General features: G+C 73.9%; 17 protein-coding genes. 9 read left to right on the forward strand and 8 right to left on the reverse strand.

Going from position 1 to position 21,015, the window contains the following annotated elements:
• Positions 1-131 precede the first annotated feature (131 nt).
• Positions 132-1,814 carry a hypothetical protein gene (locus ACIQ6Y_RS29315; protein ID WP_404043263.1) on the reverse strand — a complete coding sequence of 561 codons (1,683 nt, stop codon included), beginning with the start codon at positions 1,812-1,814 and terminating at the stop codon, positions 132-134.
• Positions 1,815-1,854: 40 nt separating this feature from the next.
• A complete protein-coding gene (locus ACIQ6Y_RS29320) occupies positions 1,855-2,049 on the reverse strand; it encodes a hypothetical protein (protein ID WP_105974144.1) in 195 nt (64 codons plus the stop codon).
• Positions 2,050-2,311: 262 nt separating this feature from the next.
• Between ACIQ6Y_RS29320 and ACIQ6Y_RS29325 the strand changes: the two genes are divergently transcribed.
• From ACIQ6Y_RS29325 to ACIQ6Y_RS29345, 5 genes are all read left to right on the forward strand, one after another.
• Positions 2,312-2,704 carry an ankyrin repeat domain-containing protein gene (locus ACIQ6Y_RS29325; RefSeq protein WP_404043265.1) on the forward strand — a complete coding sequence of 131 codons (393 nt, stop codon included), beginning with the start codon at positions 2,312-2,314 and terminating at the stop codon, positions 2,702-2,704.
• A 324-nt stretch (positions 2,705-3,028) separates the two neighbouring features.
• Entirely contained in the window at positions 3,029-4,447 is a 1,419-nt protein-coding gene (locus ACIQ6Y_RS29330; RefSeq protein ID WP_404043267.1) for a HEAT repeat domain-containing protein, read from the forward strand.
• Between the two features lie 416 nt (positions 4,448-4,863).
• Positions 4,864-5,997 (forward strand): glycosyltransferase family 4 protein, encoded by a 1,134-nt coding sequence (locus ACIQ6Y_RS29335; protein WP_404043269.1) that lies wholly within the window; start codon positions 4,864-4,866, stop codon positions 5,995-5,997.
• Between the two features lie 149 nt (positions 5,998-6,146).
• A complete protein-coding gene (locus ACIQ6Y_RS29340; RefSeq protein ID WP_404043271.1) occupies positions 6,147-7,349 on the forward strand; it encodes a glycosyltransferase in 1,203 nt (400 codons plus the stop codon).
• A complete protein-coding gene (locus ACIQ6Y_RS29345) occupies positions 7,346-8,203 on the forward strand; it encodes an SGNH/GDSL hydrolase family protein (protein ID WP_404043273.1) in 858 nt (285 codons plus the stop codon). Before ACIQ6Y_RS29340 ends, ACIQ6Y_RS29345 begins: the two co-directional genes overlap by 4 nt.
• Before the next feature lie 17 nt (positions 8,204-8,220).
• Here ACIQ6Y_RS29345 and ACIQ6Y_RS29350 read toward each other — a convergent pair whose 3' ends face one another.
• The 6 genes from ACIQ6Y_RS29350 to ACIQ6Y_RS29375 all read right to left on the reverse strand — a co-directional run bounded on the left by ACIQ6Y_RS29350 (position 8,221) and on the right by ACIQ6Y_RS29375 (position 12,905).
• On the reverse strand, positions 8,221-9,090 hold the full coding sequence (locus tag ACIQ6Y_RS29350) for a biotin-dependent carboxyltransferase family protein (RefSeq protein WP_404043275.1): 870 nt from the start codon (positions 9,088-9,090) through the stop codon (positions 8,221-8,223).
• The gene (locus tag ACIQ6Y_RS29355; RefSeq protein ID WP_404043277.1) at positions 9,087-9,311 is read right to left on the reverse strand and encodes a hypothetical protein; all 225 of its coding nucleotides are present in this window, start codon (positions 9,309-9,311) and stop codon (positions 9,087-9,089) included. Before ACIQ6Y_RS29355 ends, ACIQ6Y_RS29350 begins: the two co-directional genes overlap by 4 nt.
• A 14-nt stretch (positions 9,312-9,325) precedes the next feature.
• A complete protein-coding gene (locus ACIQ6Y_RS29360) occupies positions 9,326-9,955 on the reverse strand; it encodes an allophanate hydrolase subunit 1 (RefSeq protein WP_404043279.1) in 630 nt (209 codons plus the stop codon).
• Complete coding sequence (locus ACIQ6Y_RS29365; RefSeq protein ID WP_404043281.1) at positions 9,952-10,713, reverse strand: LamB/YcsF family protein; 762 nt, start codon at positions 10,711-10,713, stop codon at positions 9,952-9,954. The genes ACIQ6Y_RS29360 and ACIQ6Y_RS29365 overlap by 4 nt, the downstream gene beginning before the upstream one ends.
• An 81-nt stretch (positions 10,714-10,794) precedes the next feature.
• Entirely contained in the window at positions 10,795-11,616 is an 822-nt protein-coding gene (locus ACIQ6Y_RS29370; RefSeq protein ID WP_404043283.1) for a putative hydro-lyase, read from the reverse strand.
• A complete protein-coding gene (locus tag ACIQ6Y_RS29375; RefSeq protein ID WP_404043285.1) occupies positions 11,613-12,905 on the reverse strand; it encodes an MFS transporter in 1,293 nt (430 codons plus the stop codon). The genes ACIQ6Y_RS29370 and ACIQ6Y_RS29375 overlap by 4 nt, the downstream gene beginning before the upstream one ends.
• Positions 12,906-13,056: 151 nt before the next feature.
• Here ACIQ6Y_RS29375 and ACIQ6Y_RS29380 point away from each other — a divergent pair, with 151 nt between their 5' ends.
• From ACIQ6Y_RS29380 to ACIQ6Y_RS29395, 4 genes are all read left to right on the forward strand, one after another.
• Positions 13,057-13,749 carry a GntR family transcriptional regulator gene (locus tag ACIQ6Y_RS29380; RefSeq protein ID WP_404043287.1) on the forward strand — a complete coding sequence of 231 codons (693 nt, stop codon included), beginning with the start codon at positions 13,057-13,059 and terminating at the stop codon, positions 13,747-13,749.
• Between the two features lie 95 nt (positions 13,750-13,844).
• Positions 13,845-15,371, forward strand: a complete 1,527-nt coding sequence (locus tag ACIQ6Y_RS29385) for a hypothetical protein (protein ID WP_404043289.1) — start codon at positions 13,845-13,847, stop codon at positions 15,369-15,371.
• 103 nt (positions 15,372-15,474) lie between these two features.
• Entirely contained in the window at positions 15,475-16,353 is an 879-nt protein-coding gene (locus tag ACIQ6Y_RS29390; RefSeq protein WP_404043291.1) for a hypothetical protein, read from the forward strand.
• 38 nt (positions 16,354-16,391) lie between these two features.
• The gene (locus ACIQ6Y_RS29395; RefSeq protein ID WP_404043293.1) at positions 16,392-21,008 is read left to right on the forward strand and encodes a hypothetical protein; all 4,617 of its coding nucleotides are present in this window, start codon (positions 16,392-16,394) and stop codon (positions 21,006-21,008) included.
• Positions 21,009-21,015: the final 7 nt, after the last annotated feature.

A 21,015-nucleotide genomic window follows, 5' to 3' on the forward strand; every position in this document is an offset into this window, starting at 1 on the left:
GCGCCGCGGGGGGGGGGGGCCCCGCGGAACCTTGGGGGCACCCACCCCTGTCGCGCCCAAACCGTGTTGATCAGGGTTCGGGGGGGGGGGCGGTTCCCCCCCCCGGCCCCTCTCGCCGATGCCGTGTCCGCTCAGCTCTCCGCGGCCATCGCCTCCGTCGGCACCTTGTTCATCGGCACCTCCTCCAGCGGTGGCTTGTCCATGGGGATCTTCTCCATCGGGATCTTCTCGAGTGCCGGCTTCTCGACGGGCAGGTTCTCGATGGGCACCGCGTCGGTCGTCTCGGCGGCCGGTTCCGCGTCCGCCGGGGTCGTGCGCGGTGGCAGGAGGTCGAGGACGGCCTGGCGATGGGCGTCGCTGGTGGCGTCGTCGTACGGGTCGGGGGTGGCCGGCACCTGGAGACGCAGGACCGGGCCGGTGCCCAGGCGGGCGTAGCCGCGGCCGGGCGGGACAGCGGTGGTGGGAGTCGTGTGCGGCGGGGCACCCAGGACGGCCGCCAACTGCTCGGCGCTGGCCGGGCCGAGGACGACACGCGCGCGGGTGTGCTGGCGTACCGCGTCGCTGAGCAGATCCAGGTGGTCGAACTGCTCGGCCACCACGATCGTGACGTTGGCGGCGCGGCCGTGCCGCAGCGGCAGATGGAGCAGGGACTGCGGGTCCTGGTGTCCGTCGGTGCCGACGAGGCCGAGCGCGATGGGGCGGTCCAGCAGGATCCACAGCGGGCGCCGGGTGTCCTCGGGCGGTGCCTGCCCCGCCTGGCGGGCGCGGTTGACGGCGATGAGCCGGCGCTCGGTCTCGTGGGCGGCCCACTCCAGGCTGGCCAGTGCCCCGGCCACGGCGCACTCGACGGCGAGAACGCCGTCCCGGCCGGTGAGACAGGCGTACTCGCCGGTGCCGCCGCCCTCGACGATCAGGACGTCGCCGTACTGCAGGGCCTGCAGGGCGATCGAGCGCAGCAGCGTGGAGGTGCCGCTGCCCGGCTGGCCCACGGCCAGCAGATGCGGCTCGGTGGAGCGGATGCCCGTGCGCCACACCACGGGCGGGACGTCGCGCTGCTCCTCCATGTGGGTGAGGGGGAGCGTGCGCGGGACCTCGCCGGGGTCGGTGAAGCCCAGGACGGTCTCACCGGGGGAGGTGACGAACCGCTGGGCGGCGATGTCGGTGGGGAGCGGGGCGAGGACGGTGACCGTGAGCTGGTTGCCCTCCTCGTCCCAGATGAAGTGGTACTCGCGGCCGCGGCCCGACTTGGCGCTCAGCAACTGCTCGATCCGCGCGCGGGCGGCCGGTTCGCCGTCGGTGAAGTACGCCGGGTAGCGGACCACCAGAGTGCTGACCCGGCCCGAGTCGTCGAACTCGAAGTCGGTGAGGACCTTGTCCCACTCGCCGCCGTGGGCGTACAGCGGAGCGGGGTCCTCGGCGGTGGAGAAGTACGGGACGAGTGCCTCGTACAGCGCCTGCAGACGCTGCGTCTGCGACTCGTCGGGGCCCTCGGGGGCCGGCGGGGTGCGGTCCCGGCCCTGCCAGGCTGCCGCCGCCATCAGGGTGATGACGGCCAGCAGCGGGCCGTACGGCACGAGGGCCACGACCAGGATCACCGACGCCATCAGGAACAGCAGTGGCCCGCGCTTGTCCTTGGGGGTGTCGGACCACCTGCGCCGCCCGGCCGAGGCCAGCCGGCGCAGCCCGCGCGTGATCGTGATCAGCGGGTGGAGGACGTCGGTGGCACTGTCGGCCGCCGTCCGGGCCAGCTCCCGGCTCCGGGCGATCTGTGCGCTGCCTGTGCTCAGGATGCGGGGGAGGGGGCGCCGGGCCACTGCTGTCTCCTGAAGGTGCGTACGGACGGGATCTGCGGCGTCAGAACTTGATGCCGCCGAGGAGGCTCGCGAGACTCTCGCCGCCGGCCTTGATGCTCGGCGCGATGGCCGTGCTCGCGAGGTAGAAGCCGAAGAGCGCCGCCACAAAGGCGTGCGATGCCTTGAGTCCGTCCTTCTTGAAGAAGAGGAAGACGATGATGCCGAGCAGGACCACGCCTGAGATGGACAGGATCATTTGAGTTCTCCTGGTTCGTGGGGACAGTCACCATGAGTACTTCCAGGATCACAGCATGTATCCATACGATAAAAGGTGCAAATGGTGGAATTTCTGGAAATTTCCCCCGCATGGCGGAGGCTTGGAGGGTCTGCCTGAGCAGGCAAGTTGCGTCGAACGGGTCTCACGGTGATCTTTGCCTCGGGCGACTCCGGTCATGTGCGCCCACAGCCAGTACCCTGGCGATTCACCTGAACGGCTGTAAGGAGAGGTGGACCGGCCGATGACTGAAGCCCCCGACCCCGAGGTCGTGGAGCTCGCGACCAAGATCTTCGATCTGGCGCGGCAGGGGCAGACCGACGCGCTCGCCGAGTATGTGGACGCGGGCGTTCCGGCCAACCTCACCAACGACCGCGGCGACTCGCTCGTGATGCTCGCCGCCTACCACGGACACGCCGACACCGTCCGGGCCCTGCTCGCCCGAGGCGCCGAGGCGGACCGGATCAACGACCGAGGCCAGACCCCCCTCGCCGGGGCGGTCTTCAAGGGCGAGGAAGCCGTGATCCGGGCCCTCCTGGAGGGCGGAGCCGATCCGTCCGCAGGGACGCCCTCGGCCGTCGACACGGCCCGGATGTTCGGCAAGACAGACCTGCTCCAACTGTTCGGAGCGAACTGATCCGAACGCCCTGACCAGGGAAAACAAGGTCCCTGGCAGGACAGGCAACGGAAAACGGGGGAGGCGGTACAGGGCCGCCGGAAATTTCGGTCGCGGCATCGAAGAGCGCCGAGTCATCATGACGTCGTGATTCACGGACGCGATGGCTGGGCAGGTGTTGCCGCACCGCGCGGGCCGTGATGCGGCCCGCATGGGCCACCGACGAGAGGCAGAGAGAGATGGTCTACAGCAAGCATGAGACGGCGGGCACCCCGACGCGTTGTCACGCGGCCCGGTAAAGCACGTTTTCCGGTCGCGTCGACGCTTGATGTGAGGCTGTTTCCCATGTTCGATCCGGTCATAGCGCCCAGCGGTACGCTGCTCGGCCTGCTTCAGCGAGGCCGTGGCGACGGCACGCTGCACGCGCTCACCGCCCCGCGCGCCGAGGCGCTCGCGGCGCTGAACCACTGTGTGGTGCGCGACCCGCGCCACGACTGGCAGGTGGAGAACCGCTCCCTTTACTACGCCCGTCTGTACCTCGACCTCGGCGGCGAACTCGACGCCATCGAGGCCCACCTCTTCGACAGCGAGGACATCCTCGACACCGAGGAGAACCGCACCGGCCTGGCCCTCGCGGTCCTCGGCCACCTCGCCTCCTACGGCAGGCGAGACGCCCTGGAACTGCTGCGCAGGTACGCCGCCGAGGGCTCCAACTGGGCCTGGGCCCTGGACGAGCTCGCCCTGCGCGACGACGACGCCGGGCTGCGCTCCCTCGCCGCCCCCGTCCTCGCTCGCTTCCCCGCCGACCCCGAGGGCGAGGCGGAACTCGCCGCCGCCGTGCGGGACGCCTTCGAGCCACGGCCCTGGCGGCTGTGGGCCGACGATCCGCGCGAATGGATCGCCACGCGCGTGCGTGCCGCCCAGGAGACCGGCTGCTTCGACCGCTGGCAGCGCCAGATGAACTCGTCCGGACCCCGCCCGGGGTGGAGCGTCCAGGCGGTGTTCGACTGGGCCCAACAGGGCGTCGAACGCGGTACCGCCCTGCACGTCCCGGCCGCCCGCTGCCTGACCGCCGTCGCCGGACCCGAGGACCGGCCCGAGATCCTCGAAGCCGCCCGCACCGGCACCGAAGGCGCCCGCGCCACCGCCCTGCGCTACCTCGCCGACAGCAACGACCCCGACGCCCTCGACCTCGTCGAGCAGGCCGTCACCACCGGCCCCACGCCGGTCGTGGAGGCCGCCGTCGAGGCCTACGAGCGCATGCGCAGCGTCGCCGCCGTCGAACGTGCCCGCCGCTGGGCCCACCGCCCCGACCCGCTCGGCGCCGCCGCCGGCCGCATGCTCGCCTGCCGCGGCGGAGCCCAGGACAAGGACCTGGTCCTCGGCGCCCTGCGCGAGGCCGTCCGCGGCGAGGGGCCCGACGCACCGACCCTGTGGACCCTCGTCGACGGCGCCGGCCGGCTCGGCATCGGCTGCGCCGCCCCCGTCCTGCGGCACATCTACCGCGAGACCGCCTCCTCCCACCTCCGTGGCCGCGCCGCCCGCGCCCTCGCCGCCACGGATCCCTCCTTCCCCGCCGGATTCGCCGTCGAATGCCTGTGGGACTGCGAGGAGACCACCCGCGAAGTCGCCGCACGCCATGCCGAGACCGGCGACACCCGCGTCGTCGACCGACTCCGCAGGCTCGCCGCCGACCCGGCCGAGGAGGACGAGGTACAGACGGCCGTACGCAGCCGCTTCGGCAGTGAGATGCCGCCCGTCTGACGGCCTGACGGTGCTGTCCGCCTTGTCCGCGCGGGCGTGGCACGTCCGCCAGGTGAACGAGGCATGACCCGCGGGTCAGGTGCGCATGACCGGCACTTGGCCCGCGGGGGCGTGGGGGGCGGGCGTCGGGGGCGAGGCTCGGGGGACGCGGAGCGCCACGCTTATGGGGGCTCGGTGCGCAGCGCTCATAGGGCGCGGAGCACAAAGCTCGCAGGGTGCGGAGCGCAAAGCTCGCAGGGCGCGGAGCACAAAGCTCGCAGGGCGCGGAGCACAAAGCTCGCAGGGCGCGGAGCACAAAGCTCACAGGGTGCGGAGCGCAACGCTCACAGGGCGTGGTGCGCAACGCTCATGGGACGTTCCCGAGCCGGAAAGATCGACGTTGACGCGTCCACGCCCGGCACGGCGACAACACCCGTATGCGTGTCGTCATCGTGACCGAATCCTTTCCCCCCGATGTGAACGGCGTGGCCCACTGCGCGTTCCAGACCGCCCGGCACCTCGTCGACCGAGGTCACGCTCCCCTCGTCGTCGCACCGGCCCCCGCCCCCGCGACCGGCTCCGCGGCCGACGCCCAGGCGCCGTGCCCCGTCGTCCGGATCCCCTCCCTCCCGCTCCCGGGCTACCCCCAGGTCCGCGTCGCCCTCCCCAGCCGGCGCCTCGCCGCGGCCGTCGCCGAGCACCGCGCGGACGTCGTCCACCTGGCCAGCCCCTTCGTCCTCGGCGTGCGCGGCATGGCCGTCGCCGCCCGGCTCGGCGTCCCCGCCGTGGCCGTCTACCAGACCGACCTGGCCGGATACGCCCGCACCTACATGGGCGCCGGCGAGGCCGCCGCCTGGCGGCGCATCCGCGCCGTGCACGCCGCCGCCGACCTCACCCTCGCCCCCTCCAGCGCCGCCCGCGGCGATCTGGAGGCCCACGGGATACCCCGCGTACGGCTGTGGCCGCGCGGCGTGGACACCGTACGGTTCCGGCCGGAGCTGCGCGACGAGGCGCTGCGCCGCGAACTCGCCCCCAACGGCGAGCTGATCGTCGGCTACGTCGGCCGCCTCGCCCCCGAGAAGCACGTCGCACTGCTCGCCGAGGCGTGTGCCCTGCCCGGTGTGCGGGTCGTGGTCGTGGGCGACGGGCCGAGCCGCGCGCAGCTGACCGGGGCGCTGCCCGGCGCGGTCTTCCTGGGCCGCCGTACCGGAGACGACCTGGCCCGGATCTTCGCCTCGCTGGACGTCTTCGCCCACACCGGCCCGTTCGAGACCTTCTGCCAGACCGTCCAGGAGGCCATGGCCAGCGGCGTGCCCGTCGTCGCCCCCGCGGTGGGCGGACCCCTCGACCTCGTCGACCACGGCCGCACCGGCCTGCTCGTCCCACCGCGAGACGCCGGCGCCGTACGCGACGCGATCGCGGCGCTGGCCGCCGACCCGGCCGCACGCGCCGCCTACGGCGCCGCCGGGCGGGCCACCGTCGAGGGCCGCACCTGGGCGGCCGTCGGCGACCGGCTCATCGAGCACTACGAGGATGTCCTGGTGGCCCGGAAGGCGGTGCTGGCGGCGTGAGCGGAGTGCGAGGCGATGCCGGGGATGTAGCTGGGTTGTCCGGGCTGGGAGAGGGTGACGCTGGTGTGGCTGCGGCGTCGCGGTCGGGAGGCGGGGTCGGCGGAGCCGCGGTGCCGTCGCGGTCGGGAGGTGGGGTCGGGGGAGCTGCCGTGCCGTCGCGGTCGGGAGGTGGGGTCGGCGGAGCCGCGGGGCCGTCGTTGCGGATCGTGCGGCTGGCGAACTTCGTCGCACCGGCCTCCGGTGGGCTGCGTACCGCGCTGCGTGAGCTCGGCAAGGGCTTCCGGGCGGCCGGTCATGAGCCGGTGCTGGTCGTGCCCGGGGAACGGCACACCGACCAGCAGACCGAGCAGGGCCGGGTCATCACCCTGCCGGGGCCGCTGCTGCCCGGCACCGGCGGTTACCGCGTCCTCACCGACAAGCGGCGGGTCGCCGGCCTCCTGGAGGAACTCGCCCCCGACCGACTGGAGGTCTCCGACCGCACCACGCTGCGCTGGACCGGCCGCTGGGCCCGGCGCGCCCGGGTGCCCTCGGTGATGGTGTCCCACGAGACCGCCGACGGGGTGCTGCGCACCTGGGGGGTTCCCGAGGGGCTGTCCCGGCGCGCGGCGGACGCCCTGAACGTCCGTACCGCCCACGTCTACTCCAAGGTCGTGTGCACCACAGAGTTCGCCGAGCGGGAGTTCGTCCGCATCGGCGCCCGCAATGTCGTACGGGCCCCACTGGGCGTCGATCTCACCTCCCGGCACCCCGCCCTGCGCTCGCCGGCGCTGCGGGCCCGGTACGCGCGCGTGGACGAGACGTTGCTGGTGATGTGCTCCCGGCTGTCTGTGGAGAAGCGGCCCGGCACCGCCCTGGACGCCCTGGAGGCACTGCTGCGGCGCGGCGTGCCCGCGGTGCTGGTCGTCGCCGGGGACGGGCCACTGCGGGCCCGCCTGGAGCAGCGCGCGCGGGACGGTGGGCTGCCGGTCACCTTCCTCGGGCACGTCTCCGACGGCGGGCTGCTGGGCGCGCTCCAGGCCTCCGCCGACGTGTGCCTGGCGCCCGGTCCTGCCGAGACCTTCGGACTCGCGGCCCTGGAGGCGCTGGCCTGCGGCACGCCCGTGGCGGTCAGCGCCGCCTCGGCGCTGCCCGAGGTGGTCGGCTCGGCCGGGGAGACCGCGGCCGACCACGGAGAGGCCTTCGCGGACGCCGTCGCCGCCCTGCTCGACCGGCCCGGCCCCGAGCGGCGGGAGGCGGCACGCGCGCGTGCCGAGTGCTTCGGCTGGCACACCGCAGTGGAAGCCTTCCTCGCCGCGCACGAGGCGACCGTGCGCACGCCCCGGAACCCGGTGCTGCCCGGAGGCCCGGCATGAGACCCGTCCGGTTCGTCGCGCTCGGGGACTCGCTCACCGAGGGGGTGGGCGATCCCGTGGGGGATGGGTGGCGCGGCTGGGCCGCGCTGCTCGCGGGCGGACTCGCGGAGGAGTCGGTCCGGTTCACCAACCTCGCCGTCAGCGGCGCCCAGACCCGGGACGTCGTGGAGTCCCAGCTGCCCGCGGCCCTCGTCCTGCGGCCCGACCTGGTGTCCGTCGTCATCGGCGTCAACGACACGCTGCGCCGCTCCTTCGACATCCACGCCGTCGCCGCCCGGCTCGACCGGGTGTACGCCGCCTTCGCCGCGCAGGGCGCGGTCCTGCTCACCGCGTGTCTGCCCGACCCCGGCGCGATGCTCGGCCTGCCGGGCGCCCTGGCCCGACCGTTGGCGCGGCGCCAGCGCGCGGTCAACACCGCGGTGCACGCGCTGTCCGAGCGGCACGGGGCGGTCCATCTGCACGCCGCCGAGGGCGCCTGGCTGACCGACCGCGCCCTGTGGAGCGCGGACCGGCTGCACCCGGGCGAGCGCGGGCACCGGCAGCTCGCCGTGCGCTTCCACGCGCTGCTCGCCGGGGCGGGCCTGGCGCGCGGGCCCGCGCCCTCGCCGGCGCCGGAGTTCCCGGCGCCGACCCGCGCGGCGAGCCTGAGGTGGCTGGCCACGGCGGGCACGGGGTGGGTGGCCCGTCGCTGCACCGACCTGCTGCCCCAGCTGCTGCGGCTGGCCGCCGACGAGATGCGCCACCGGGCACGTGGCACCAGCGCCCGACTGGACCTGGGCGCCACCCACGCGGTGTCGGCGGCCCTCGCGGCGCTTTCGGTGTCTGCGGTGGGGGAGGGGCCGGAGGCGGCGTAGGTGGCCTCGCTGGCGTATCAGTGGCGGCGTACCGCCAGGAAGCGGATCGGCGTGCCCGGTGCCGCCTGCGCGGCCGCCGGCAGGTCGGCCGCGCGCACGACGGCGATCACCGGGTAGCCGCCGGTGGTGGGATGGTCGGCGAGGAACACCACCGGCCTGCCGTCCGGCGGCACCTGGACCGCGCCCAGCACCATGCCCTCGCTGGGCAGCTCACCGGGACGGGCACGCTCCAGGGCGGGCCCCTCGGTGCGCAGCCCGATGCGGTTGCTCGCCGGTGAGACCCGGTACACGCGCGTGGTGAAGTCGCGCAGGGCCCGCGCGGTGAACCAGTCGTCGCGCGGGCCGGGCGTCACCCGCAGCACCAGCTCGGCGGGCGGCGCCGACTGCGGAGCGACGTCCACGCGCGCGTGGGGGCACTCCTCCGGTCCCAGGGGGAGCACGGCTCCGTCCGTCAGCGGTGCCGGGCCGAGCCCGGACAGCAGGTCGGTGGAGCGGCTGCCCAGCACCGGCTCGACGGCGACCCCGCCCGAGACGGCCACGTAGCCGCGTACGCCCCTCACGGCAGGGCCGACGTCCAGCAGCGCCCCGGCGGGCACCCGCACGGGAGCCCCCCATGCGACCGGCCGCCCGTCCACCGTCACCGCGCAGGGCGCCCCGCCGACGGCCACGGTGACCGCCGAGCGCGGGCGCAGAGCGCAGCCGGTGAGGGTGGTCTCCAGGACGGCCGCGTCGGACGGGTTGCCGACCAGCCGGTTGACCAGCCCCGCCGTGGGCCCGTCCAGCGCCCCCGACCGGGGCACACCGAGATGCGCGTACCCGGGGCGCCCCTGGTCCTGGACGGTGGTGAGCGCCCCTGCGCGTACGACGGACATCGCGCGATCGGTCATGCGTCACCGGCCGGTACGAACAGGGTCTTGCTCGTGCGATCGGTCAATGTGTCACCGGCCGGTACGAAGAGGCTCTTGCTCGTGCGATCGGTCGATGCGCCACCGGCCGGAACGAACAGGCTCTTGCTCGGTCGATCGGTCCCTGGGCCACCGAGCAGAACGAACAGCCTCATGCTCGTGCGATCAGCCATGCGCTCGCCGGCCGAAACGAACAAGCTCATGCTGCTACGCCCTCTCATACGTCACCCACCAGCTCGCCCACCGGCACGAACCGCACCCGGGCACCCGGTGACAGCAAGGCGGCGGGCACACGCGTGTGGTCCCACAGCACGCTGTCGGTGGTGCCGATCAGCTGCCAGCCGCCGGGGGAGGAGCGCGGGTACACGCCCGTGTACGGCCCGGCCAGGGCCACCGCCCCCGCGGGCACCGCGGTACGCGGTGTCGCCCGGCGCGGTACGTCGTAGCGTGGCGGCAGACCGGTGAGGTAGCCGAAGCCGGGCGCGAACCCGCAGAAGGCGACGCGGAACTCGGTGTCGGCGTGGATGCGCGCGACCTCCTGCTCGGCGACGCCCCAGTGCGCGGCGACATCGGCGAGGTCGGGTCCGTCGTAGCGGACAGGGAGTTCGATCACCTCAGGCGCGCGTGGCGGCACCGGCGGCAGGTCCGTCGCGGTGAGCTCGGAGGCGAGCCGGGCCGGGTCGGCGAGGCCGTCCAGCAGCACCGTACGTGCGGCCGGCACCAGCTCGCGGACCCGCAGCGAGCCCTCCGCGCGACGCCGCAGCAACTCGGCGTGCAGGGCCTCGGCTTCCTCGCCCGAGGAGACCTCGACGAGCAGCGCGTCGTCGCCGACGGGCAGCACCCTCATGCGAACGCCTCCACCCGTACGCCAGCCGCCTCCAGCCGTCGCCGCACCCGGCGGGCCAGCTCCACGGCTCCCGGGGTGTCCCCGTGCAGGCACAGCGAGCGGGCCCGCACCTCGATCGGAAGACCGGAGTGCGAGACGACCCGGCCGTCCCGGGCGAGTCCCACCGAGCGCTCCACGACGGCCAGGGAGTCGGTGATCACCGCGCCCTCCGTGCCGCGCGGCACCAGGGTGCCGTCGTCGGTGTAGGCGCGGTCGGCGAAGGCCTCGGTGACCGCGGGCAGGCCCGCCTTCTGCGCGCGCTCCAGTAGACGCGACCCGGGCAGACCGAGCACGGGCAGTGCGGGGTCGGCCAGCAGCACGCCCTCGACGACCGCGCCCGCCTGCTCGTCGTCGTGCACGACCCGGTTGTAGAGCGCGCCGTGCGGCTTGACGTACGCCACGCGCGCGCCCGCCGCCCGGGCGAACACCTCCAGGGCGCCGATCTGGTAGGCCACCTCGGCCGCGAGTTCGGCGGGCGGTACGTCCATCGCGCGCCGCCCGAACCCGGCGAGGTCCCGGTAGGAGACCTGCGCGCCGATCGTCACGCCGCGCTCGGCCGCCAGCTCGCAGACCCGCCGCATGGTGGCCGCGTCCCCGGCGTGGAAGCCGCAGGCCACATTGGCGCTGGTGACGACGGACAGCAGCTGTTCGTCGTCGGTGAGCCGCCAGCGGCCGAAGCCCTCGCCGAGGTCGGCGTTCAGGTCGATCGAGGTGGTCATGGATCCTTCCGTGTTCTGTACATCAGCGTTCTGTGCGTTTGAGCGTTCTGTACTCGGTTTGTTCGAGTGATCAGGGTTTGTTCAGGCGACCCGGTACTGCTCGTCGCGGGCGTCGGTGAGGAACATCTGTCCTGGCGCATGGGTGAGGGCGAACGGTGGGCGGGAGGCCATCACCGCGGCCTGGGGCGTGACCCCGCAGGCCCAGAACACCGGGATGTCGTCCGGCGCGGCGGTCACCGCATCACCGAAGTCGGGCCGGTCGAGGTCGCCGATGCCGAGCACCGCGGGATCACCGCAGTGCACCGGGCCGCCGTGCACTGCGGGCAGCAGGCTGCTCTCGCGGATCGCCGCGGCCATGTGCTCAGGCGGGACCGGCCGCATCGAGACCACCATCGGCCCGTGCAGCCGCCCACCAGGCCGGCAGGCACGGCTCGTCACGTACATCGGGACGTTGCGACCCTGCTCGACATGGCGGATGGGTACGCCTGCCGAGGACAGCGCCCACTCGAACGTAAAGCTGCACCCGATCAGGAACGACACCAGGTCGTCGCGCCAGTACGCGCGCACGTCCGTCGGCTCGTCCACCAGCTCCCCGTCCCGCCACACCCGGTAGCGCGGCAGGTCGGTGCGCAGATCGGCGCCCTCGGCGAGCACGGTCGTCCAGGACCCGGTGTCCGTGACGTCCAGCACCGGGCACGGCTTCGGATTGCGCTGGCAGAACAGCAGCATGTCGTACGCCCAGTCCGCGGGCACCGCGATCAGATTGACCTGCGTATGGCCGGCCGCGACCCCGGCGGTGGGGCCGGTGAGGCCCTCCCGGAAGCGGGCGCGGGCGGTTTTCGGGCTCCACGCGTGCGCGTGCTCGTGCACGAGGGTCAGCGGGCGGTCCGTCACCTCCGTCACGTCAGCTCCCTCCCCCGTGTCTCCGGCAGCCCCAGCAGGGCCAGCGCCGCCAGGCCGTAGCCGAGCGCGCCGAAGGCCAGCGCGCCGCCGACGCCCCAGCTGTCGGCCAGGAAGCCGACCGTGGTGGGGAAGACCGCGCCCACGGCACGACCGGTGTTGTACGTGAAGCCCTGTCCCGTACCGCGCACGGCTGTCGGGTACAGCTCGCTCAGGAACGAGCCGAAGCCGCTGAAGATCGCCGACATGCAGAACCCGAGCGGGAAACCGAGCAGCAGAAGCAGGGTGTCGGCCCCGCTCGGGATGTTCGCGTACGTCAGGATGCACAGCGCAGACAGCACCGCGAACAGCCAGATGTTGCGCCGGCGGCCCAGCCGGTCGGTGAGGTGGCCGCCGGTCAGATAGCCGGCGAAGGCACCCGAGATCAGGAAGGTCAGATAGCCGCCGGTGCCCACGACCGACAGGTCGCGCTCGGTCTTGAGGTACGTCGGAACCCAGGTGGCGAGCGTGTAGTAGCCGCCCTGGACACCTGTGGACAGCAGCACCGCGAAGAACGTGGTCCGCGCGAGACCCGGCTTGAAGATCTCCGCGAACGACCCCTTCGCCGGGCTCTTCTCGCGTACGGCGGCCGCCTCGGGCGCGTCCTGCACTCGGCGGCGCATCCAGATGACCAGCAGGGCGGGCAGCGCGCCGGTCCAGAACATCACGCGCCACGCCAGATCGTCGCCCAGCAGAGAGAACACCAGCGTGTAGACGATCGCCGCGAGCGCCCAGCCCACGGCCCACGAACTCTGGACCGCGCCGAGGGTGCGGCCCCGGTGCCGTGCGCTCGCGTACTCGGCGACCAGGATCGCGCCGACCGCCCACTCGCCGCCGAATCCGAGGCCCTGCAGGGCGCGGAAGACCAGCAGCCACTCGTAGGTGGGCGCGAACCCGCAGGCGACGGTGAACACGGCGTAGGTGATCACCGTGATCATCAGCGCCCGGACCCGGCCGATCCGGTCGGCGAGCACGCCCGCGAGCGCTCCGCCGACCGCGGAGACCACCAGCGTGACAGTGGTGAACAGGCCGGTCTGACCGCTGTCCAGGCCGAAGTACGCGGCCAGCGCGACCATGCTCAGCGGCAGCGTGAAGTAGTCGTACGAGTCCAGGGCATAGCCGCCGAACGCGCCGGCGAAGGCCCGTCGGCCGCGCGGGCCGAGGGCGCGCAGCCAGCCGAGCGGGCCGTCGTCGGCGACGGCTGCGGCGGAGCTGGGGCGGACGGTGGCTTTCGTCGGAGGGACTGAGCTCATGGGCACCTCGCAGTGAGGGGACGGAGGGTGCGGTGCTGAGCCGTGCGGTGAGCGGATGGAGCCGTACAGTGATGAGCAAGGTAGAGGATCGTTGAACGATCCTTCAATACCTGTGTTGTTTCGTTCTCCCCGCTGCGGTTGAATTCCGGGCATGGCAGAGCAGTTGACGGGACTGGCCGACGACCGCGCACTTCTCGGACGTACGAGCACCGCGGAGCGCGTCGCGGACATCCTCAGGAGCCGCATCGCCGAGGGCTTCTTCCCGCCCGGCACCCGCCTCTCGGAGGACAGCATCGGCGGCGCCCTCGGCGTCTCCCGCAACACGCTCCGCGAGGCGTTCCGGCTGCTCACACATGAACGACTGCTCGTCCATGAGCTCAATCGGGGCGTTTTTGTTCGAGTGCTCACTGTGGAGGACGTCGAGGACATCTACCGCACGCGCGCGTTGGTGGAGTGCGCGGTGGTGCGGGGCCTGGGGAAGCCGCCGTACGCGCTGGAGGGGCTCGCGGCGGCCGTGTCCGAAGGGCGGCGGGCGATCCGCGAGGACGACTGGAAAGCGCTGGGCACGGCGAACATCCACTTCCACCGGGAACTGGTCGCGCTCGCCGGCAGTGAGCGAACGGACGAGCTGATGCGCAGTGTGTTCGCCGAGCTGCGGCTCGCCTTCCATGTGGTGGACGATCCGCGGGAGCTCCACGAGCCGTACCTCGCGCGGAACGAGGCGATTCTGCTCGCTCTGGAGTCGGGGGACCGCGACGCGGCGGAGCGGTCGCTGGGGATCTACCTGGCGGACTCGCTGGAGCGGGTCGTGAACGCGTACCGACGGCGTGTGAGCGCCCCGTAAGGGGCGCGGGACTGCGCGAGCAACCACAGACGACCCCGCACCCGAACGACTACCGATTTGGGTTGTTGTCAGACCCAGCACCTACTCTTTGCACCGTGACACCGCCAGCAACGACGGACCCCGTGCCGCCCCAGCTCAGCGCAGCGTCCCGCCCCGCACCGGGCCCGGCCGCCGACGAGGGGCTGGCGCGGCGCCTGCGCGCGCTCGCCTGCACCGCCCCGCTGCACGACCTCGACGCGCGCAAGGCCAACCTCGCGGGCGAGTACTCGGTGTACGGCATGGCGGAGGTGGCCCTCTCGGCCATCGACCTGGTCACACTCAACATGGACTTCGACACCGGCGCGGACCACGAGCAGGTAGTCGCCCGGCTCGTGCCCCGCATCGCCGCGCAGGCCCCGCAGCGCCCCACCGCCGAGCACGAGCGGGTGGCCCGCTGGGTGCTGGAGAACCTGATCAACGTCGGCAGCGTCGACCGCGGCTTCCGCGCGGTGTACGGCACCTTCGCCGCGGACGGCACCTATGTCCGCCGTGACTACGACTTCAAGCTGATCGAGGAGGTCCCCGGCCCCGGCGGCAGCGTCTATCTGCGGACGACGGACGAGGCGGTCAACGTCCTCGTCGGCGCGCTCGACACGGACGTCACCAGCGCGCAGATCGCCGCCGAGGTCAAGCTGGAGGTCCTGATCAACAGGGGCCGTCTCGCCGACGCGCAGCTCGCCGCGGAGCAGGCCCGCTACCGGACCGTGCAGTACTCCGAGACCCTGCGCCGGGCGCTGGAGGCGACCCGGCGCAACGTCCGCGCGGTGGACTGGCTGAACGCCGTGCCCGACATGATCGCCGAGGCGCTCGACCACGTGGCCGACCGTTACCGCCACGAGAACGCGATCCTGACGAACATCCGCAAGGCACGCGACGAGTCCGAGGACCCCGAGCACAAGCGGCGGGCCGCCGAGCTGGTCGACATCGTCAAGGACTGCATCCGGCGCCACACGCAGCTGCAGTCGCGCCTGCTGGAGGCCGGGCCGCTGTTCCGCGCGGAGCAGGACCGGCAGGCCTTCGCCACGCCGATGGCCTCCGCGGGGACGGACCTGTACGGGCACCTCTTCGCGCCCGTGCTGCCGCTGCCGCTGGAGCAGGCCGTCCGGGTCACCGACGCGTTCTTCGCGCAGGGGACCGGGCTGCGCACCCCGGTGTCGGTGCGGGTGGGCGACCTGGTCGACATACTGCTGACCCCGCCGATGGAGCGCGAGCACCTGGGCGCGGAGATGCCCGAGCCGGACCTCATCGCCACGCCCGACGACAGCCGCTTCAGCGAGGAGCAGCTCGCCCAGGCGATGGAGCTGCTCGACCTGCCCGCCGACGCGCCCCGCAGACTCTCGGGCCTGTTGGCCGAGGCCCGCGGCCGAGACCCCGAACTGCCCTACCTGGTCGCGCTGCTGGCCGTCCACGCGGCGAGCCCGGCGGTCGGTACGGCGTACCGGCAGGGCGAGGAGAAGCTGCTGTTCGCCGTGGACGACGGGACGGAACTGGACGACCCCGAGTTCGGCGGCGCCGACCTGATAGTCGGCACCGCCCTGCTGGACGCCGCGGGGATGGCGGCGGACCGGACGGAAGCAGCATGAGTGATCGATACCCGCGATCTTCGCGATACCCGCAACACGCCCGATCTTCGCGATACCCGCAACACCCGCGATCTTCGCGACAGCCGAGCAAGGAGCCGAAGCCGTGACCGAGCACGTCGAGTGGAGTGAGCCGGAGACTGCCGCCGCGCCGGTGAGCAGTGCCGTCACTCCCGCCGACGCCGCCGACGCGGCGCGGCTGGTCGCCTTCGGCCTGCAGCCCAAGCTGCAGCCCGCGCGGGACCAGGAGTACGCCGAGCTGCTGCGCCGCTACCGGGAGGACCCGGCGTTCGCGCGGCTCGCCGACGCCGTGGCCGCCGGTCTGGGGCTGGTCGTGCTGGAGGTGTCCCCGCGCGCGGGGATGGCCGTCACCGCCGCGGAGGACTCGGTGTTCGCCGTGCGCATGGGCGACTACGCCCGCCGCACCTCGGCCGACGGCTCGGACCGCTTCCTGCACGGGCTGGCCCATCTCGCCGTGGCCGCCATGGCTTTCCCGCGGCCGGAGGACCTCGCCGACGACGGGTACATCGGGCGGGTCAGCGTCAACGGCGTCGACGCGTTCGTCCGGCAGGCCTGCCGCCGCCTGGAGGAGCGGGCCGAGGAGCAGGGCGAGAACACCGACCCGGCGACCGACGCGCCCGGGCTGGAGGCGGCCTGGCGGATCTGGGCCAGACGCAGCGCCACCGGCGCCACCAAGGACGCGCGCCGCCTCGCGGGGTCGACCACCGGCATCGTCGGCAAGGCCGTCGCCTTCCTCACCGACTCCGGCTTCCTGCAGCGCACCGGCGACGACCACGGCGGCACCTACCGCACCACGGCCCGCTACCAGCTCCAGGTCCGCGACATGGCCGGCAGCGCCGCCATGGCCGAGCTGCTCGAGCTCGGCGTCGTCCCGGTCACCGACGGCACGCCCACGCTGCTGCCGGCCGAGGACGGCGACGACCTGGACCTGGTGGCCGACGCCGGGCTGCCCTTCCACTCCTGAACCTCCCTCACCTGCAAGAAGACTGACGAGAGTCCGCCATGTACGAGCTGTCCCGGGTCCGCCTCTACTCCATCGGACCCGCCGGTGCGCGCTACGCCGACACCGTGCTTGATCTGCGGGGCGTGGGCGACGTCGTGCCCGACCCCGCGCCCACGCAGGCGGAGTTCTTCGAGGAGGAGCCCGTCGGCCCGCCGCGCCGCCCGGCGCCGGCCGGTGTGCTCTTCCTGGAGAACGGCGGCGGCAAGTCCGTCCTGCTCAAGCTGATCTTCTCGGTGATGCTGCCGGGCCACCGCAACACCCTCGGCGGCGCCAGCTCCGGCGTGCTGCGCAAGTTCCTGCTCGCCGACGACTGCGGACACGTGGCCCTGGAGTGGCAGCACGTGCTGACCGGCGAGTGCGTCGTGGTCGGCAAGGTCAGCGAATGGCGCGGCCGCCAGGTCTCCAACGACCCGCGCAAGTTCGCCGAGGCCTGGTACTCCTTCCGGCCCGGCCCCGGACTCACCCTGGACAACCTCCCCGTCGCCGAGTCCACCGCCGTACGCGCGCCCGTGGAGGGCGTCTCGGGCGCGCAGGGCCGCCGCCGCACCATGAAGGGCTTCCGCGACGCCATCACCGAGGCGGGCAAGGCGTATCCGCACCTGGAGGTGCACTGGGAGGAGATCCACGACCGCTGGATCGAGCACCTCGGGGACCTCGGCCTCGACCCCGAACTCTTCCGCTACCAGCGGGAGATGAACGCCGACGAGGGCGAGGCCGCCGGCCTGTTCGCGGTGAAGAAGGACTCCGACTTCACCGACCTGCTGCTGCGCGCGGTCACCGACACCCGCGACACCGACGGGCTCGCCGACCTCGTCAGCGGCTTCGGCAACAAGCTGGGGCGACGCGCCGAGCTGATCGCCGAACGGGACTTCACCGCCGGGTCCGTCGACCTGCTCGGCCGGATCGTCGAGGCCGCCGACACTCGGGCACGCGCGCGTGAGGTGCACTCCGGCGCCGAGCGGCGCACCCGCACCCTCGCCCGACGGCTGTCCGCGCGGGGCGTGCAGGAACGGCGCAGGGCCGCCGACCTCGCCCAGCGGGTCACGGCCGCCGCCTACGCCGTCACCCACTCCGAGTCCGCGCGCGGGCGCAGCGCCCTGATCGCGTCCGAACTCGCCTACCGGCACGCCTCGCTGGCCCTCGCCGCCGCCGAGAAGTCCGCCGCCGCGCAGAAGCGCGAGCTGGCCGACGCACGCACCCTGCACGCTGCCTGGCAGGCCGCCGAGGCCGTGCTGCGCCACCGCGCGGCGGCCGACCGGGTCGCGCGCGTGGCCGCCGCCATCCAGGAGGCCGAGCGGGACGCCGCTCCCGCGCTCGCCGCCCGCACCAAGGCCGCCGTGGATCTCGTACGGGCCCTGCACGCGGCCGCCGGCAGCGCCGAGACCCTCGCCAACGAGGAGGAGGAGCGCTCCGCCGCCCTCCAGGAGGCGGGCGACGCGGCCCACCGGGACGCCACCGCCGCCGCCACCGAGGCGCAGCGCGCCCGCAGCGAGGCCGGGCATCTGCGCCAGCGCCTCACCGAGGTCGAGCAGGAGACCGCCGAGGCCGTCCGCGCGGGCTGGCTCGACGACAGCGCGCCCGACGCCGACCCGGCCCGCGCCGCGCTCGCCGCCAGCGACGCCGAGAAGACCGCCGTCGCCGCCTGGGACGCTGCCCGCGAGGCCTCCCGCCGGGCCGCCGAGCACGCCCGCGAGACCGCCTCCGCCGAGTCGCGCGCGGAACTGACCGCAGCCCGCGCGGCCGACGCCGCCGTCGCCGCGGAACGCGCGTACGACGGCGAACGCCGCACCGCGCAGGCCCTCGCCGCCGAGGAGCGGCTCGCCGAGCTGCTGGGCCTCGCCGGGCACGACGTACGCGCGGGTGTTCCGCGGCAGCGCCGGGAGGAGGACGCTTCCCCGGCCGAGACCCCCCTGAGCGCCGAGGAGCTGGACCGCTTCGCCGACGAGCTGCGCGAGCTCCTCGACGACGCCGTCTCCTCCGCCGAACGCCAGTTGTTCGAGCTGCGCACCGCGGCCGCCGACGACTCACGCATCCTCGGCGCGCTCGGCGACGGCGGACTGCTGCCGCCCGGCCCCGATGTGCTGGCCACCGTCGAGTTCCTCGGCGAGCACGGCATTCCCGCCCTGCCCGGCTGGCGCTACCTCGCCCAGGCCGTCGATCCGGCCGACCACGCGCGTGTGCTCGCCGCCCGGCCCGAACTCGTCGACGGCGTGATCATCACCGACCCCGCATCGCACGCACGCGCGCGTGAGGCGCTGAGCGACGCCGCGCTGCTGCCCCGCTCCGCCGTCGCGGTCGGCACGGCGGCGGCCCTGCTCGCACCGACTCCGGCGCCGGTGGCGGACGACGGTGACGTGTTCCTCGTACCGCCGAACCCGGCCATGCACGACGAGCACGCCGCCGACGAGGAGCGGCAGGCGCTGCGCGCGCGGGCCACCGAGCGTGACGAGGAGATCCGCGCGCTCGCCGCCCGGCTCGGCAAGGACCGGGAGCTGGCCGCGCGGCTCGCCTCCTGGCGCACCGGCTGCCCGGCCGGACGGCTCCTGGAGCTGGCGGAGGCCGCCCGGGAAGCGCGTACGTTCGCCGAGGAGACCGAGGCCGAGCTGGCCGAGGCGCGCATCGCCCGCGCCGAGGCGGAGGAGGCCGCCGCCGAGGCCGCCCAGGTCCGTGACGAACGGCAGGAGGCCGCGCAGAAGGCGCGGCGCGCCGCCGACGCCCTCGCCGGGCTCGCCTTCCGGCTGCGTGAACGCGCCGGCTGGCAGGTCCGCCTGCGCGAACTCGCCGACGAGGCGACCGAGTCCGAGGCCCGCGCCCAGGCCTGCCTGGAGCGCGCCCGCGCCGCCGACGAGGACCGCCGCGCCGCCCAGCGCGCCGCCGACGACGCCCGCCGCACCGCGCGGGCGCTGCGTGCCGAGCGCGCCGAGATCGCGGGCGCCCCCGACGAAGTACCGGACGCCGACGCGGACGCCAGTGGGCCCAAGGCGTCCCTGCCCGCGCTGCGCGAGGCCCACCGGGCCGCCTCCCAGGTCTACGAGAAGGTCGGCGTCGGCGCCGATCTGCGGGCCGAGCAGGCCCGCGCGGAGAGCGACGAGAGCGCGGCGCGCGCCGAGCTGGACCGGCTCAGCAACAAGGTCCGCACCCGCGCCGAGCAGCTCCTGCAGTCGCCCGACGGCTCGGACGGGCCCTCCCGGCAGGCTGCCGCCGCCCGCGCGGAGGAGCTGGTGCAGCTCCTGGAGACCCGGATGTCCACCGCCAGCGAGCAGCTCGGCCGGCTGCGTGGCGAGGCCGAGCGGCACGCGCCGGAGGAGGGCGAGACGCACACCGAGCTGCCCGAGGAGACGCAGCCGCGCGACGCCGAACACGCCCAGGCCCTGCTGCGCACCGCTACCGCCGAACTCGCCTCGCGCACCGAGGCGTTGAACCAGGCCCGCGAAGCACACGCCGAGCTGCTCGACGCGCACCGCGCCGCCGAGGACGCCGCCGGCGGCTTCGACGAGATCGCAGCGCTGCTGCGCGACCTGCTGCGCGAACACGTCACCGAGGAGGAGCAGGAGGAGGCCGAGCCGTACCCGGGCAGCCTGGAGGAGGCCCGGCAGTCCGGCGCCGAGGCCCGCCGCTCGCTGCGCGGCTGCGCCGCCGACCTGTCGGCCGCCGAGGCCGCCGTGCGCGAGGCGAGCGACGTGCTCGTCCGGCACGCCAACTCCACCCGCTACGAGCAGGTCCGCACCCCCGCCCGGCAGCAGATCCGTGAGCTGCCCGCCGCCGCGCTGCCCGAGCACGCCGCGAAGTGGGCCGACGCCTTCGCACCCCGGCTGCGTGTCCTCACCGACGAGCTCGCCCAGCTGGAGCGCAACCGCGACTCGATCGTGGACCGGCTGCGCGGACTGGTCGAGTCGGCCCTCGCCACCCTGCGCTCCGCCCAGCGGCTGTCCCGGCTGCCCGAGGGGCTCGGCGAGTGGTCCGGGCAGGAGTTCCTGCGCATCCGCTTCGAGGAACCCGACCAGGCGACCCTCACCGAGCGTCTCGGCGAGGTCATCGACGAGGCGACCCGCGCGGCCGTGAAGAAGAACTCCGACCTGCGCCGCGACGGCATGTCCCTGCTGCTGCGCGGAGTGGCCGCCGCCCTCCAGCCGAAGGGCGTCGCCGTCGAGATCCTCAAGCCGGACGCCGTGCTGCGCGCCGAGCGCGTGCCCGTCGGTCAGATGGGCGACGTCTTCTCCGGCGGCCAGCTCCTCACCGCCGCCATCGCCCTGTACTGCACGATGGCCGCGCTCCGGTCGAACGACCGGGGCCGCGACAAGCACCGCCACGCCGGCACGCTGTTCCTGGACAACCCCATCGGCCGCGCCAACGCGACGTACCTGCTGGAGCTCCAGCGTGCGGTGTCGGACGCCCTCGGTGTCCAGCTCCTGTACACCACGGGCCTGTTCGACACGACCGCGCTCGCCGAGTTCCCGCTGGTCATCCGGCTGCGCAACGACGCGGACCTGAGGGCGGGCCTGAAGTACATCAGCGTCGAGGAACACCTCCGCCCGGGACTGCCGCAACAGCCCCAGGCGGGAGAAACGGTGCACAGCGAGATCACAGCGACACGGATGTTCAAACGACCGGCCTGATGATCGA

Origin of the sequence: Streptomyces sp. NPDC096205 (assembly GCF_044763135.1) — a bacterium.
GTDB lineage: Bacteria > Actinomycetota > Actinomycetes > Streptomycetales > Streptomycetaceae > Streptomyces.

Bases quoted from the DNA above. Each gene is read 5' to 3' on its own strand.
- ACIQ6Y_RS29350 (WP_404043275.1), bottom strand. From the start codon at position 9,090: ATGACCGATCGCGCGATGTCCGTCGTACGCGCAGGGGCGCTCACCACC.
- ACIQ6Y_RS29380 (WP_404043287.1), top strand. From the start codon at position 13,057: ATGGCAGAGCAGTTGACGGGACTGGCCGACGACCGCGCACTTCTCGGA.
- ACIQ6Y_RS29360 (WP_404043279.1), bottom strand. From the start codon at position 9,955: ATGAGGGTGCTGCCCGTCGGCGACGACGCGCTGCTCGTCGAGGTCTCC.
- ACIQ6Y_RS29335 (WP_404043269.1), top strand. From the start codon at position 4,864: ATGCGTGTCGTCATCGTGACCGAATCCTTTCCCCCCGATGTGAACGGC.
- ACIQ6Y_RS29395 (WP_404043293.1), top strand. From the start codon at position 16,392: ATGTACGAGCTGTCCCGGGTCCGCCTCTACTCCATCGGACCCGCCGGT.
- ACIQ6Y_RS29320 (WP_105974144.1), bottom strand. From the start codon at position 2,049: ATGATCCTGTCCATCTCAGGCGTGGTCCTGCTCGGCATCATCGTCTTC.
- ACIQ6Y_RS29355 (WP_404043277.1), bottom strand. From the start codon at position 9,311: ATGAGCTTGTTCGTTTCGGCCGGCGAGCGCATGGCTGATCGCACGAGC.
- ACIQ6Y_RS29375 (WP_404043285.1), bottom strand. From the start codon at position 12,905: ATGAGCTCAGTCCCTCCGACGAAAGCCACCGTCCGCCCCAGCTCCGCC.
- ACIQ6Y_RS29325 (WP_404043265.1), top strand. From the start codon at position 2,312: ATGACTGAAGCCCCCGACCCCGAGGTCGTGGAGCTCGCGACCAAGATC.
- ACIQ6Y_RS29330 (WP_404043267.1), top strand. From the start codon at position 3,029: ATGTTCGATCCGGTCATAGCGCCCAGCGGTACGCTGCTCGGCCTGCTT.
- ACIQ6Y_RS29345 (WP_404043273.1), top strand. From the start codon at position 7,346: ATGAGACCCGTCCGGTTCGTCGCGCTCGGGGACTCGCTCACCGAGGGG.
- ACIQ6Y_RS29365 (WP_404043281.1), bottom strand. From the start codon at position 10,713: ATGACCACCTCGATCGACCTGAACGCCGACCTCGGCGAGGGCTTCGGC.